This is a genomic window from Chryseobacterium flavum (genome assembly GCF_003385595.1).
In the GTDB taxonomy this organism is placed as follows: domain Bacteria; phylum Bacteroidota; class Bacteroidia; order Flavobacteriales; family Weeksellaceae; genus Chryseobacterium; species Chryseobacterium flavum.
Window position 1 is genome coordinate 145,871 of record NZ_QNUE01000005.1, and the last position, 14,448, is coordinate 160,318.

Below are 14,448 nucleotides of genomic sequence, written 5' to 3' on the forward strand. Positions count from 1 at the left end.
ATGTGGAGAAAAAAAGGTAATTTTGTATCATGTTCAACACATTAGGTAATCTTCTTAGTCTTACAACATTTGGAGAAAGTCACGGAGTGGCTTACGGCGGTATCATTAATAATTTTCCGGCAGGTTTAACAATAGATCTTGATAAGGTTCAGTATGAACTGAATCGTAGAAAGCCCGGGCAGTCTGCAATCGTTACACAAAGAAAAGAAAGTGATACGGTAAAATTTCTTTCCGGAATATTTGACGGAAAAACTACAGGTACACCCATAGGTTTTATTATCGAAAATGAAAATCAAAAATCAAAAGATTATGATCATATTGCAGGAGCCTATCGCCCCAGTCATGCGGATTTCACTTATGACCAGAAATTTGGTTTAAGGGATCATCGTGGCGGCGGTAAGTCATCAGCGCGAGAAACTATGAACTGGGTTGTTGCCGGTGCATTTGCAAAGCAGCTCTTACCTGAAATTGAAATCAATGCCTACGTTTCATCTGTTGGAGATATTTTCTGTGAAAAGCCTTATCAGGCTTTGGATTTTTCTAAAACAGAAAGTAATGAAGTACGCTGTCCGGATACTGAAACAGCCGAAAAAATGATTTCCAAAATCAAAGAAATTAAAAAAGAAGGAAATACTATTGGCGGAACGATTACCTGTGTGATCAAAAATGTCCCAGTGGGAATCGGAGAACCAATATTCTCAAAACTCCAGGCAGAGCTGGCAAAAGCAATGCTGAACATTAATGCCTGCAAAGGCTTTGAATATGGCAGCGGATTCTGTGGAGCTAAAATGACCGGAAAAGAGCACAATGATGCTTTTAATACGGATTTTACAACAAAAACAAATCTTTCCGGAGGGATTCAGGGAGGAATTTCAAACGGAATGGATATCTATTTCCGTGTAGCTTTCAAACCTGTAGCAACAATTTTAAGGCCTCAGGACAGTATAGATAAAGAAGGAAATCCTGTTATTGTAGAAGGGAAAGGACGTCATGATCCATGTGTTGTGCCAAGGGCTGTTCCTGTAGTGGAAGCACTTGCTGCATTCGTCCTTGCCGATTTGTTTTTAATTAACAAAACGAGAAACATCAATAATTTTTAATATAAATATTTTTGGTAATGAAAAATTACTGGGATAAAGGGATTTCTTTTGATGAATACCTTCAGATAGCTAAAAACAGATTAGAAAACCCTGCAAGCCAACAGGAAGCAGACTATAAACAATATTACGAGCTGGGACTTCAGAGAATGGACAGAACCCTGAAGAAATATATACCAGATGAAGTACAGTTAAAAGAATTAGCAGACAAAAATTTTGACGGCAAGATTCTTATTATTTCTGAAGCATGGTGTGGAGATGCCAGTGCTACAGTTCCTGCTCTGTTTAAATTTTTCGAAGGTCACAATGAAGTGAGGGTTTTTCTTAGAGACAGTGACAAAACCCTTATTAGCCAGTTTTTAACCAACGGAACAGAGTCGATTCCTAAAGTAATTATCCTGAATAAGGATTTTAATGTTAAGAATTCCTGGGGCCCTCGCCCAAAATATGGATACGAACTGCTGATGAAATACAAAGCTGATCCTGTTGCATATCCAAAAGATAGTTTTTACAATGACCTGCAGATTTATTATGCTAAAAACAGAGGTAAAGATGCCGTTCAGGAAATTTTAGATTTATTATAGGTTTCATCAAGAACAGTAATTAACAGTAAATGAAAAAGAATATTATCTATATCGTATTGATTGTCATTATTGGCCTCATTGCTTTTGTACCAGGTGTAAAAGATTATCTGAGAGATCAGTTTTTCCCGATAGCTACTATTGAGAATGCAGTGCACGTGAATGAAGAAGACTATGATGTGGATCTTAAAGGAATCAATGCACCAAGCACTAACCTTAAAAACTTTAAGAATAAAGCTGTTTTCCTGAACTTCTGGGGAACATGGTGCCCGCCATGCAGAAAAGAATGGCCAACCATTCAAAAGTTGTATGACTCCAGAAAAGGAAATGTGGATTTCGTACTCATTGCCATGAATGATAAAGAAGAAGATGTAAAAAAATTCCTTAAAGAAAATAATTATACTGTTCCTGTATATATTGCTCAAAGTCCTATTTCAGAAAAAATTCTTCCGAAAGTATTCCCCACTACTTTCCTTTTGGATAAAACAGGACGGATTATTATTAAGGAGGACGCTTACAGAGACTGGAACACAGAAACTGTGCATCAGTTCATTGACAATATTATCAAATAATTTTTTTAACGAAATTTTATAATTTGTTGGTACAGGATTTGTGAAATTTATAGCGTTGAAAAACTTATAAACTCAAACACAAAATGAAATATTCAAAGTTAAATCTTGCAAAAGAAGCTATCAGCCATAAAGGTTTTGTAAAAAAAATCCCTGACATATTCAGAATGGTGAAAATGTGGAGAAAAGGAGCCTATCCTATGAAATCCATTGATATCATTCTCCCCCTATTAGGAATTTTATATGTTATCTCCCCTATTGATATTCTTCCTGAGTTTGCTATACCAATACTTGGAGTAATGGATGATCTGGCTGTATTATCATTAACAATTCCGAAACTTATCAAAGAGGTAGATAAATTTTTACTATGGGAAGCTGAGCAGAAATATAACGGGGCTAAAGTTATTGACGCAGAAATTATAAAATAAATAGTTAATTCTATTTTTAAACCATCCTTCCGGATGGTTTTTTATTTACAAATAAGCGATAAATTTTTAAGCCTTATTTCAAATCCTTAAATTTGCAACATCTAATAAAAAATAATGGAAAGTAAAAAAGAATTCTTCTTAGAGTGCTACAAACTAGGTATCATCAAATTCGGAAGGTTTACTTTAAAAAGTGGTATAGAAAGCCCATTTTATGTAGACTTAAGACCTTTGGCTTCAGATCCTAAAATTTTAAAAAACCTTGCTAATTATTTATTGGAAATGCTTCCGTTAGATAATTTTGATCTTATCTGTGGAGTTCCTTATGCTGCACTTCCTATGGCTACAGCAATGTCACTGGAAAGCTACATTCCATTAATTATTAAAAGAAAAGAAGCAAAAAGTTATGGTACAAAGAAACTGATCGAAGGGATTTACCAGAAGGGGCAGAACTGTCTTTTGGTAGAAGATGTGATCACTTCCGGAAAATCTCTGGTAGAAACCATTGCTGAAGTTGAGCAGGAAGACCTTAAGGTTTCGGATATTGTAGTGGTACTGGACAGGGAACAAGGAGGAAAGCAGCTATTGGAAAGCAAAGGGTACAGAGTTCACACACTTTTCAATATCTCTGAAGTATGTGGAATTCTTCAGGAAACAGGAGAGCTGTCAGATGAAGAAGTAGCCAGGATCCAGGATTTTCTGTTGGGAAATCATATTCAGTTTGAAGAAGAAACCAGAGTTTCTTATGAACAAAAGCTAAACAACACCCAGCATTCCGTATCCAGAAAATTGCTGGAAACAGCTTTATCCAAAAAATCAAATCTTATCGCATCTGCAGATGTCACTACAACTCAGGAGCTTTTGGCATTGGCTGAAAAAGTAGGGCCACATATCATCGCTCTGAAAACACATATTGATATCATTTCAGATTTTGAGTACGAAAAAACAATTATTCCGCTTAAAGAAATTGCTGCCAGACATCAGTTTTTATTGATGGAAGACAGAAAATTTGCAGATATCGGAAACACTCAGGAACTTCAGTTCACCAGTGGAGTGTTTAAAATTACAGATTGGGCAGACTTTGTAACATCACAGGTAATCGGAGGCTTTGAATCTCTAGACTGTTTTAAAAATGTAGGAGTTGTAGCTATCGTGGGAATGTCCTCTAAAGGGGCTTTAACTACTGCCAGTTATCGTGAAGAAGCACTAAAAGTAGCCTTATCACATCCAAATGTAATAGGTGGAGTATCACAGAATAAAATCCCTGAAGATCTTTTGTTATTCACACCTGGAGTAAATCTGGCTGATTCAGGAGACGGAAAAGGGCAACAATACAATACTCCTGAACATGTGTTTAAAACTCTTCATACAGATTTTATTATTGTAGGAAGAGGAATTTATAAATCTGATGATCCGGAAGCTTCAGCAATCACTTATAAAACAGAAGGCTGGAATGCCTATATTAATTCTTTGATAAAAAAGACAATTCAGAGTTAAAATCCTATAAAATATTTACAAAATAAGTTATATTTGGTACTTCATCACGAATATTTGAAAAAGATTACTATTTGCCTTATTTTGTTATCAGGAGTTGCTCGGTTATCTGCGCAGAAGGATAGCATACATATTGATGCGAAGCTGTCATCAGACAGAAAGACCCTTGAAGTAAGCCAGAAAATGGTTTATTATAATCATTCTGACAAAGACCTTACTACCCTGAAACTTCTGAACTGGATTTCCGCCTACAACAGACGGGGAACTTCATTAGTCTATCGAAAACTTGAAGACCGGAACAGTGATCTGCATTTTTCAAAACCTGATCAGCAGGGAAAGCTTCTCGGATTGGATATTCAAAATAATGAAAAACAATCGGTTCCTGTAAGCTCACTTTCAGATGAGAATCTTTTTATTCCTCTGGAAAAAGCTTTAAAACCTGGTGAAACTGTCACCCTGCAGCTACAGTATCGTATGCAGCTTCCTGATAAAAAATTTACAGGATATGGAAGCACAGATCAGAATACTGCTATAAAATATTTCTTTATTGTTCCGGATCATTTTGATCCGGACAATATTTTGAAAAGAAATTACCATGACATTGAAGAATCTGTAAGCTTTAATACTTTCTGGACCGTAAATTTTGAAATTCCTGCCAATAACTTTATTGAAAGTAACCTGCCTCAATCTGAAAAAGGTTCTTTTAGCGGCCACCTTGATTCTGACCCAGAATTTTTGATTTCTGAAAATGAATATCCCTCTGTTAAAATGGATATTGATGGAAACAGTACTGAGATTACATTTGGTTATAACCTCAAACCCGAAGAGAAACAGGATCTGGAATTTTACCTTCCCCTACAGTTAAAATTCCTTAAAGAAAAAATCGGTTTTATCCCTCAGACTCTTTTTATTTCAGATAAATTCAGAGCTAAGGAAGATTTTTTCGGAAATAATGATATTGCTTTCTGGAAGTTTAGGTTTCAGCTTTTTACCAATGCTGAAAAAACGGACCTTGATTACTTTGGAATCATCACCAAAAAAATTCTTGACGAAAAGATTATTGCGGACAAAGAAAAAGATCATTGGTTTAAAAATGGATTAAAATCCTATCTGGAAATCCAGTATTTAAAAAAGTTTTACGCCAATACCAAGCTTCTGGGAAACCTTCCTGAGACCAGAATTTTTGGAATTAAACCTTTAAAGATGTTCCACGCTTCAAAAGTAAAGCTTCTTGACCGTTATGGATTGGCATATCAATACATCATGCTTCAGAATCTGGATCAAAAAATCGATGAAAATTATAGCGCACTGAGCAATTTTAATGATATGGCCATCAGTAGTTTTGAAACAGGAAGCCTATTCAGCTATTCGGCAGATAAAATGGGATATGAATCCTTTAATACTATTGTCAGGGACTATATTTCAAAAAACACAGGAAACAGGATAAACCCTGAAGAGTTTCTACAGACCCTTTCCATAAAAGACCGATCTACAGGTTATCTTTCCAGGTTCTTTAAACAGAAAAACAGGGTTAACTTCAGATTGAAACATATTGATAAAGAAAATGATTCTTTACAAATTAAAATTGCAAAAAATACAGACGCTTCTATTCCTGTACTGCTGGAGACCCAAACCAAAGAGGGAGAGAAGAAAACATACTGGGTAGAAACCGAAGAAAACCTGAATGTTAAAGAAGTATCTCTTCCTGCCTCAGATAATATTTATAAAGTAACCTTAAACAGCGGTTATATTTTTCCCGAATCAAAATACCGGGATAACTTCTTATATGCAAAAGGATTATTTTCCAATGCGAAAAAAATTAAACTTAAGCTAATAAAAGACATTCCGGATCCTGAGTACAATGAAATTTATATAAGCCCCAGAGTTCGTTTCAATAATACGTATGATAAATTCCTGTTGGGTGTAAATTTTAAAAATCAATCTTTTTTTGACCAGAAGTTTCTGTATTCATTTACTCCGATGTATAGTACAGGAACCGGGAAGCTGACAGGCTCAGGAGCAGTTTCTTATTCTTTCCTTCCTGCCGAAAGCATTATCAGAAGTCTTACATTGGGGGTTTCAGGGTCTTATTTTCATTATGATTATGACTTAGCTTACAGAAAAGTTTCTGCCATTTCATCTATCAGCTTCAGAAAAGACCCGAGAAGTACAGTAAGCAGAAGTATCGGCTTTTCATACAATTATTATGAAAGAGATCTGAGCCCTGTTATGATAGCCAACAATGATTATAGAAAATATAACCTTTGGAGCCTTGGATACGGATTCAGTGACAGCCAGATGATTCACGAGAAAAGTTTCAGCCTCAGTACACAGGGAATGGAAGATTTCAATAAAATTACTGCTGAAGGGTTTTACAGATGGGAATTTGCCCCAAGACAAAAATTAAGTCTCCGCCTTTTTGCCGGTTATTTTTTAAGAAATGATACCCGGAATAATTTATTTAATTACGGAATTTCAAGAGTCTCAAATTATGCATTTTCCTACAGTCTTTTAGGCGAAAGCGCCAATAGTGGTATTCTTTCCCAACAGTTTATTTTGGCGGACGGAGGATTTAAATCATTTATACCGGGGACAGTTAACAAATGGATTACTTCTGTAAATGTAGACTCCAGTATCTGGAAAATATTCCATGTCTATGCGGATGCCGGTATTTATAAAAATCAGGGCAATCCAGCAAAATTCATTTGGGATAGCGGAATTAAAGTAAGAATTATTCCTGATTTCCTTGAGGTATACTTCCCTATACAGTCTTCATTAGGTTTTGAGCCTTCATTCAAAGATTATGCAAAACGAATCAGGTATACGCTGGTTCTTAATCTTGGATCAATTATTAATGCCGCCAGAAGAGGCTGGTATTAGAATGATAAAGAATGAGTTTTCATATTCAGAAAAGCCTTTTCATTGCAGCACCTGAAACTAATCTCTTACTATCTTTTGAGAAATGGGCACATTATTAACTGTTCCTGTCACAATATAAGTACCTTTTGGCAGTTCAGCAATATCCAGAGCTAAAGCAGTCTTTGTGGGCGCTTTCTTTACAACCCGCCGAAAGGTATCATATACTTTGACATCTGAAATTTCAGATCCGAAGACAATCTCGTTTCCTTTAATGAAAGGATTTTGTACGAAACCGGATTTTGCAGAACCTTCAATAGAGAAGTCAGCCCTGTTATCATTGCTATTACCCAGAATTCTTTTTATCCCCATTGTTGTAGTTGGAGATGGCGCGGGACCATCACCTTTAAACTGATCCGCATTTGATCCGTATCCTACAAAGTCAAGTATATTTGATGAATCAGGACCTGAAACCTGAACTATATTAGTAGCCAGAGCAATTTTTCCGGAAACACCCGATATCTTTAGTCCGGATGATTTATTAGGAGTACCGTCAAAATTAACAACAGAAGTTGCTATAAAATCAGGTGTTGGAATATTTATGCTTCCGTCTCCGGTTGCAGCTTCCTGGATCAGGTAAGACTGGTCCGGAGCCAATGTAATGTCCGGCAACACATGATATTGTGTAAAAGCTCCCACCGCCGGGGCGTATTGAATAGCAGCTCCCGATAAAGATGCCGGCGCCTCACCTATGTTTTTTAATACGATATAATTATACTTCAATACAGCACCGGAATTTGCATTCCCTCCGTAGATTTCATTAATAACGATCTGAGCATTAGTGAATACCATAGTCCCCATTAATCCAGCAATAGTAAATATTTTTTTCATCAGAATATAATTTAATATGGAATTACAATAAAACATCAAAAAGGATACCATATCATTAAAAGCAATCTCTTTAAAAAAACACTATAAAAAGCAAATAAGTGCATGAAAATCAAATAAATAAAAAACCAACCGTTTCACAGAAACAGCTGGCTTTACAATATCTGAAGTCTATATTAGTCTTTCAGGATTTTTTGAGATACCGGCTGATTATTTACCGTACCTGTTACGATATAATTCCCTTTAGCCAACTCAGCAATATTTACGCTTCCGTTTTGTTTTACAGAAGCTGTTTTTACAACCTGTCCTAACATATTAAACACTTTTACATCCTTTGCATCCGATCCAAATGTAATTTCATCATTTTTAACAAAAGAATTCTTTACAAAATTCCCGGATTTTCCGGAGATGGCATCAGATACAGCCAGCGTTGGAGAATATACTCTGGCTATTAAGTTATCAATAGAAATATTTCCCGTTCCTGAAGTAGCATTTCCTCCCTGTCTGATTGCAACAGCGCCAATAGTAGCAGAAGCAGATCCGGTTCCAGCATTGTTGGTAAGTACCGCTTGAGAATTGATTTGCAAAGTTGCGATATTTGTAGCCGGAGTTACAGAATTATCTATTATATAAGCTACAGTTACATTGGCAGGTGTTCCGTAAGGTATTTCGGTACCATACGTCGGAGCTCCCCCTCCGGCACCATTATTCAATATACCCAAAGTGTATCCCGTTGCAGATCCTTTAACATACAGTCTTGCGTTAAAGTTTCCCGTACTAGTTCCTGATGTAACTGTAAACATTAAGAAATAGTCACCCGAAGTACTTAAGCCCGTTCCATTGGCAATATTTATTGTAGCAGAATAGTCTGCTTTACTAACTGCACCCGGGCTAACAGTATATGGAGCTGAAAATGCCTTATTTACATCTTCTGTATTTCCTGCAACCAAAGTAGCAACATTTCCGTTAGCCGTTAACTGCCCCGGTGTTGATCCGCTATGTGTAACCCAACCATTTGCATTAAGTGCTCCTGTGAAATTAAAATCTTCCGTTAACACGGTAGTTTGTGCATTCATAAAACCAATAGCAGATGCTATTCCCAAAACAGTAAAGATTTTTTTCATTGTATGATGATTTAAATTAGAAGATAAAATTAAAGAAAAACTTTCACTATACTTAAGTAACAGTTGAGATTTAACAATTAGTTAAAATCATTCCTTCTGCTACATAAAGATATTCAATATTTAAAATTAATTTCTATTGCAATTCAATAGAAATCACTGTTATTTTCCAAACATTAACAATATTTGAATTATTTTTCTGTTAATAAAGCTAAGCCTCTTAGTATTAACATTTTTTAATTACTTTTACGGATTATTTTTCAGGACTTGCGGAATTTTATTATTCTATTCGTATTATTTTTCTTAGGCATATTCTCAGGAAATGCCCAGATATTTTCATGGAAAAACCCAAATATCCCTGAAGATAGTATAAAAAAAGACAGTATTCTGGCTGCCAGGCTTGAGCAGGATATTTTTGCAAAAGATACGCTGGATTTTATCAGAACCAATAATAAAGTAATCATAGATGAAGCTGTACTTGCTAAAAACGATAAAAAAAGATTTTTGGGGGAACTAAATTCCAAAGGTTCCATTATCAGGGGAATTACTTTTGGTAATAATCAGGGACAGTCTGTACAAAGTTCCATGGATCTTCAGATATCCGGAAGACTATCTAAGGATGTTACTATTTTAGCAAGTATTTCAGATCATAATTTACCCATTCAGGCAGATGGATATACCCAGACCTTAGAAGAGTTTGATAAAATCTATATGCAGCTTAATATCAAGGAAAAGTCAATCCTCAGGGCAGGACATCTTGATCTTGTAGAAGCTAAAAATTATTTCGCAAAATACCAGAGAAGAAGTATGGGACTGCAGTTTCAGACCCAGTTCGGAAATGAAAACAAGACATTTGTAGATGTTTCTATGGGGGTTGCACGAAGTGAATTTCACAGAATACGGTTTCAGGGTATAGAAGGCAACCAGGGACCTTACCGTCTGACCGGTAAAAACGGAGAACAGTTTATTACCCTTATTTCCGGTTCTGAACAGGTTTTTATTGACGGAATATTAATGAAACGCGGCGAAAATCAGGATTATATCATTAATTATAATACCGGTGAGGTTACGTTTACCAGCTTTCGCCCTATTTTCCAACAAAACTTTATTACCATTTCCTATAATTACGCCAACAGAAATTATTCAAGATATCTTTTTACAGGAAAACTGGAACACCAGAGAGAGAAATTTAAAGTAGGTCTGAACTGGTTTATGGAGAATGATAATAAAAATGCTCCGCTTTCTCTAAACCTGTCTAAAGAAGATGAAGCTATTCTGGCAAATGCAGGAAACAATCCTGATCTGATGTATGCACCCTCAGGAGTGGTTACTGAATATGATGTGAATAAGATCCTCTATGGTCTCCGCTCAGCACCTACCGGAAATTATTATGAGTTTTCCACAGATCAGAATGAAACATTATATCAGGTATCTTTCACCTATTTCGGAGCCAATCAGGGAGATTACAAAGTTGCACAGACAACCAATAACGGAAGAGTATTTGAGTTCGTAGGTCCTAATGCAGGGGATTACAAAGCAGTAAGAAAGCTGCCTTCACCGCAAAAGTCCCAGGTTTTCTCCCTCAATTCAGAATATATACTGAATGATGGAAAAATAGGAACTGATATTTCATTGAGCAATTACGACATCAATTTATTTTCATCTAAAGATTCCGACCAGAATATCGGATATGCATGGAGAATTTTTGGAAATAAAAGCTTTACAAAAAACAACTGGAAAGGAACCCCAAGTTTTGAATATCAGTATATTGACAGACAGTTCCATATTCTGGACCGCATCAATGACGTAGAGTTCTCACGGGATTTTAACCTTGTTCAGGAATTCAATAACAGAACTCAGAACAGATTCACTTTCAGCTTCTTAAATAAATGGAATAATAAATCTACATTAAATTACAGGATCAATTATTTAAATGAACAGGACTCTTATAAAGGGATAAAAAATGATCTTGATTTCAGCTGGGTCAAAGGAAAATTCCTCACAAAAGGAAATTTATCCTTCCTAAATACAAATGCTACACTACAGGACACCAAATTTATCCGTGGAGGGGTTTCAACAGAATATACCGGAAAAAAAGGAAGCTGGGCGATCGGAGGAAGCATGGAGCATAACGAGAAAAAATATAACGATACCCAGCTTATGGATGTAACCAGCTTTAGCTGGAAAGAAATCTTTGTACAAAAGAAAATTGGTGACAGTACCCGCACCAAACTACTTGCGAAAGTATATATGAGGGATAATGATTCTGTACGGGATAACAGACTCCAGAGTATGAACAATATACTGGGTATTATGGCAGAAAGCCAGATCATTAAAAACGAAAAAACCACGTTAAATGCTTTGATCCATTACAGAAAATTCTTCTATCAGAATGAAGAAATAGGTGCCACAACCAGAAATAACGACTTTGTAGTCGGTAATATTCTTTATAATCAGCAGCTTTTCAGAAATGGAATGAGGCTACAGGCTTTTTATGAACTAGGAAACGGACAGGAAGCTCAGAGAGAGTTCCAGTATATTAAAGTAACGGATGGGCAGGGTGTTTATAAATGGACAGATTATAATGGTGACGGAATACAGCAGCTTGATGAGTTCGAGATCGCAGAATACTCCGATCTTGCTCAATATATAAGGGTCTACACCAATTCTGTAAGATATATTCCTTCCAATAAAAATAAATTACAGCTGGCTCTGTTTGTCAATCCTGCTATTGTTTTCAATTCTGAAAATGCATTTTTAAAGCGTTGGAATTTTAATATTTCATTGAATTCCCAAAATTCTTTCTATAAAAAAGATAAGGTACTGGTTCTTAATCCATTTGAAAAAAACAGTGATCAGATTCTCAAAAATCAGAATATTCTGACTTCTGTGCAATTTAATCCCACTGATCAGTCCGGATGGAACGGAAATTACCGTTTTATATCCAATGACAATCTTATCAACGCCAATTTTAGTAATGAAGAACGTGAACAGACCTCTCATTTTCTGAATATAGGATATTGGTTTAATAAAGAGTTCAGGGTTGACTGGGAAAACTCTGTACATGATATTAAAAATTCATCACAGCTGTTTGCAACCAGAGATTACCGACTGAATAATCTTGAGACCAAACCGAAAGCTACTTATAAATTCACAGATGCCATTCAGACAGAACTTTCTGCTGCTTACCGAAAGAAACAGAGAGTAGATGGAGAAGAGCTTTTGAAAGCATTCGATATTACCGGAACGATCCAATGGGAACGTAAGAAGACCTCAATCCGGGGAAATTTTTCTTTTATTAATAACTCCTTCACAGGAAATAACTACAGTATTGTCGGAAATCAGATGCTGGACGGCCTTAAGCCTGGTAAAAACCAGGTATGGAGTGTATTCATCCAACAGGCTATCAATTCTTTTATTCAGCTGAACTTAAATTATGAAGGAAGAAATTCCGGTGACAGAACCATTCATATCGGAAGTATGCAGGTAAAAGCGAGCTTCTAGTTTGAATTCAAAAACATCCCTATATCTAATACTCTGTAAATCAGGAAAATTATTCATCAGACTGATAGATAATATCATATTTTCTAATATTCAGAAATTCGTAAATTTGCACCATGATAAAAATAGGCAATATAGAACTGCCGGAATTTCCACTTTTGCTGGCTCCGATGGAAGATGTAAGTGATCCTCCGTTCCGACGCTTGTGTAAGATGCATGGTGCAGATCTGATGTATTCGGAATTTATTTCTTCCGAAGGCTTAATTCGTGATGCGATCAAAAGCCGTAAAAAGCTGGATATTTTTGACTATGAAAGACCTGTAGGAATACAAATCTTTGGTGGTGATGAAGAAGCAATGGCTATGTCTGCAAGAATTGTGGAGACGGTAAACCCTGATCTGGTAGATATCAACTTCGGATGCCCGGTTAAAAAAGTAGTTTGTAAAGGAGCTGGTGCAGGTGTCTTAAAAGATATTGACCTGATGGTACGCCTTACAAAAGCTGTGGTAAGTTCTACCCATTTACCCGTCACAGTTAAAACACGATTAGGCTGGGACAGCACCTGTATTAATATAGACGAGGTGGCTGAACGATTACAGGAAACCGGTATCAAGGCGCTTACGATACATGCCAGAACCCGTGCGCAAATGTATAAAGGTGAGGCGGACTGGGAACATATTTCAAGAATAAAACAAAATCCAAATATTGAGATTCCGATTTTTGGCAATGGAGATATAGACTCTCCTGAAAAGGCTTTGGAATATAAACAAAAGTATGCATGTGACGGAATTATGATCGGTCGTGCAGCAATTGGCTATCCATGGATATTTAATGAAATCAAGCATTTTTTTAATACGGGAGAACATTTACCAGCTCCTACTGTTGCAGACCGCTTATTAGCCGTACGCCAACATGCGGAATGGAGTGCGGAATGGAAAGGAGAACGGTTAGGTCTTATCGAAATGAGACAGCACTACAGCAATTATTTCCGTGGTGTTCCTCATTTCAAAGAATTCAGGAAAAAGTTCCTGGAAGTCTTCACTCTGGATGAAATGGACAGCCTGATTGAAGAAACCCGGCAATTCTACGAAGAATACCAGGAACAGGCATAAAATAAAACCCGGTCAAATTATAATTTGACCGGGTTTTATTTTATCTGATTATCAGATATTAATATCCTTCTGATGAGTTTTTATCCTGAATCAGAGCCAAAGCTGAAGAAGTACCTATCCTTTTGACTCCCATTTTGATCATTTTTTCAGCATCATCCGGAGTTCTTACTCCTCCTGCAGCTTTCACAGGAAGCTTCCCGGCATTATCCAACATTATCTGAATTCCTTCAAATGTAGCTCCATTAGGTCTGCCATCAGTAGTTTCATAGAAACCGGTTGAAGATTTAACAAAAATATGTGGCAGATCAGATTCTGCAAAGCTCTCCTCTGCCCAATCAGAAATAGTTCTGGTAAGGTCTGCAATTTGTGCATCTGTTAAAGCAGCGATTTCTATAATCCATTTAACAATCTTTTGATGTTGCAGTCCCAACTGAGTACCTTTTACAAATTCTTCTTTTACCAGCTCAAGATTTCCCTGAAGATATGCATTATAATTGATAACAAAATCAAGTTCATCAGCACCGTCTTCAATAGCTTTTGAAGCTTCTGCAAGCTTCTCATCAACAGAATATGTCCCTTCAGGAAACCCTATTACCGTTCCTACTGCAACATTTGAATTTTTCTCCCGGATATATTTTTTAATTTCAGCAACATAATCGGGGCGGATCATGATAGCAAATATATCATTATCAATAGCTTCCTGAGCCAGTTCTTTATCTTTCTGAAGAGTTTCTTCATTTGAAATTCCGGACTGAGCAGGTGTTTTCAAATACGTTGAATCCAAATATTGTGCAATGTTCATAT

Annotated in this window: 11 protein-coding genes; 8 read left to right on the forward strand and 3 right to left on the reverse strand. The window is 36.4% G+C overall.

Annotated elements, in window-relative coordinates; translation table 11 throughout:
- The first annotated feature begins 29 nt into the window (after positions 1-29).
- From aroC to DRF59_RS07810, 6 genes are all read left to right on the forward strand, one after another.
- Positions 30-1,100 carry a chorismate synthase gene (gene aroC, locus DRF59_RS07785; protein WP_115958451.1) on the forward strand — a complete coding sequence of 357 codons (1,071 nt, stop codon included), beginning with the start codon at positions 30-32 and terminating at the stop codon, positions 1,098-1,100.
- Positions 1,101-1,117: 17 nt separating this feature from the next.
- Positions 1,118-1,681, forward strand: a complete 564-nt coding sequence (locus tag DRF59_RS07790) for a thioredoxin family protein (RefSeq protein WP_115958453.1) — start codon at positions 1,118-1,120, stop codon at positions 1,679-1,681.
- Between the two features lie 29 nt (positions 1,682-1,710).
- Positions 1,711-2,250: a TlpA family protein disulfide reductase gene (locus tag DRF59_RS07795; protein ID WP_115958455.1), complete on the forward strand. Its 540-nt coding sequence runs from the start codon at positions 1,711-1,713 to the stop codon at positions 2,248-2,250.
- Positions 2,251-2,333: 83 nt separating this feature from the next.
- Positions 2,334-2,675, forward strand: a complete 342-nt coding sequence (locus DRF59_RS07800; protein ID WP_115958457.1) for a YkvA family protein — start codon at positions 2,334-2,336, stop codon at positions 2,673-2,675.
- Between the two features lie 114 nt (positions 2,676-2,789).
- Complete coding sequence (gene pyrF / locus DRF59_RS07805) at positions 2,790-4,169, forward strand: orotidine-5'-phosphate decarboxylase (RefSeq protein ID WP_115958459.1); 1,380 nt, start codon at positions 2,790-2,792, stop codon at positions 4,167-4,169.
- 54 nt (positions 4,170-4,223) lie between these two features.
- Positions 4,224-7,046: a gluzincin family metallopeptidase gene (locus DRF59_RS07810; RefSeq protein WP_241505504.1), complete on the forward strand. Its 2,823-nt coding sequence runs from the start codon at positions 4,224-4,226 to the stop codon at positions 7,044-7,046.
- Between the two features lie 57 nt (positions 7,047-7,103).
- Here the strand turns inward: DRF59_RS07810 and DRF59_RS07815 are convergent, their stop codons facing one another.
- Together DRF59_RS07815 and DRF59_RS07820 are read right to left on the reverse strand one after the other, a co-directional pair.
- Entirely contained in the window at positions 7,104-7,913 is an 810-nt protein-coding gene (locus DRF59_RS07815; RefSeq protein ID WP_115958462.1) for a T9SS type A sorting domain-containing protein, read from the reverse strand.
- Positions 7,914-8,086: 173 nt separating this feature from the next.
- Positions 8,087-9,034 carry a T9SS type A sorting domain-containing protein gene (locus DRF59_RS07820; RefSeq protein WP_115958464.1) on the reverse strand — a complete coding sequence of 316 codons (948 nt, stop codon included), beginning with the start codon at positions 9,032-9,034 and terminating at the stop codon, positions 8,087-8,089.
- Between the two features lie 264 nt (positions 9,035-9,298).
- Here DRF59_RS07820 and DRF59_RS07825 point away from each other — a divergent pair, with 264 nt between their 5' ends.
- Positions 9,299-12,535, forward strand: a complete 3,237-nt coding sequence (locus DRF59_RS07825) for a hypothetical protein (protein ID WP_115958465.1) — start codon at positions 9,299-9,301, stop codon at positions 12,533-12,535.
- 113 nt (positions 12,536-12,648) lie between these two features.
- Positions 12,649-13,644 (forward strand): tRNA dihydrouridine synthase DusB, encoded by a 996-nt coding sequence (dusB, locus tag DRF59_RS07830; RefSeq protein WP_115958467.1) that lies wholly within the window; start codon positions 12,649-12,651, stop codon positions 13,642-13,644.
- A gap of 58 nt (positions 13,645-13,702) precedes the next feature.
- Here dusB and deoC read toward each other — a convergent pair whose 3' ends face one another.
- On the reverse strand, positions 13,703-14,446 hold the full coding sequence (gene deoC, locus DRF59_RS07835; RefSeq protein WP_115958468.1) for a deoxyribose-phosphate aldolase: 744 nt from the start codon (positions 14,444-14,446) through the stop codon (positions 13,703-13,705).
- Between the last annotated feature and the right edge of the window lie 2 nt (positions 14,447-14,448).

What these genes read in the sequence shown, in the direction of transcription:
- pyrF (WP_115958459.1), top strand. Translation starts at nt 2,790, where the DNA reads ATGGAAAGTAAAAAAGAATTCTTCTTAGAGTGCTACAAACTAGGTATC.
- DRF59_RS07820 (WP_115958464.1), bottom strand. Translation starts at nt 9,034, where the DNA reads ATGAAAAAAATCTTTACTGTTTTGGGAATAGCATCTGCTATTGGTTTT.
- DRF59_RS07800 (WP_115958457.1), top strand. Translation starts at nt 2,334, where the DNA reads ATGAAATATTCAAAGTTAAATCTTGCAAAAGAAGCTATCAGCCATAAA.
- DRF59_RS07795 (WP_115958455.1), top strand. Translation starts at nt 1,711, where the DNA reads ATGAAAAAGAATATTATCTATATCGTATTGATTGTCATTATTGGCCTC.
- aroC (WP_115958451.1), top strand. Translation starts at nt 30, where the DNA reads ATGTTCAACACATTAGGTAATCTTCTTAGTCTTACAACATTTGGAGAA.
- DRF59_RS07790 (WP_115958453.1), top strand. Translation starts at nt 1,118, where the DNA reads ATGAAAAATTACTGGGATAAAGGGATTTCTTTTGATGAATACCTTCAG.
- dusB (WP_115958467.1), top strand. Translation starts at nt 12,649, where the DNA reads ATGATAAAAATAGGCAATATAGAACTGCCGGAATTTCCACTTTTGCTG.
- deoC (WP_115958468.1), bottom strand. Translation starts at nt 14,446, where the DNA reads ATGAACATTGCACAATATTTGGATTCAACGTATTTGAAAACACCTGCT.
- DRF59_RS07815 (WP_115958462.1), bottom strand. Translation starts at nt 7,913, where the DNA reads ATGAAAAAAATATTTACTATTGCTGGATTAATGGGGACTATGGTATTC.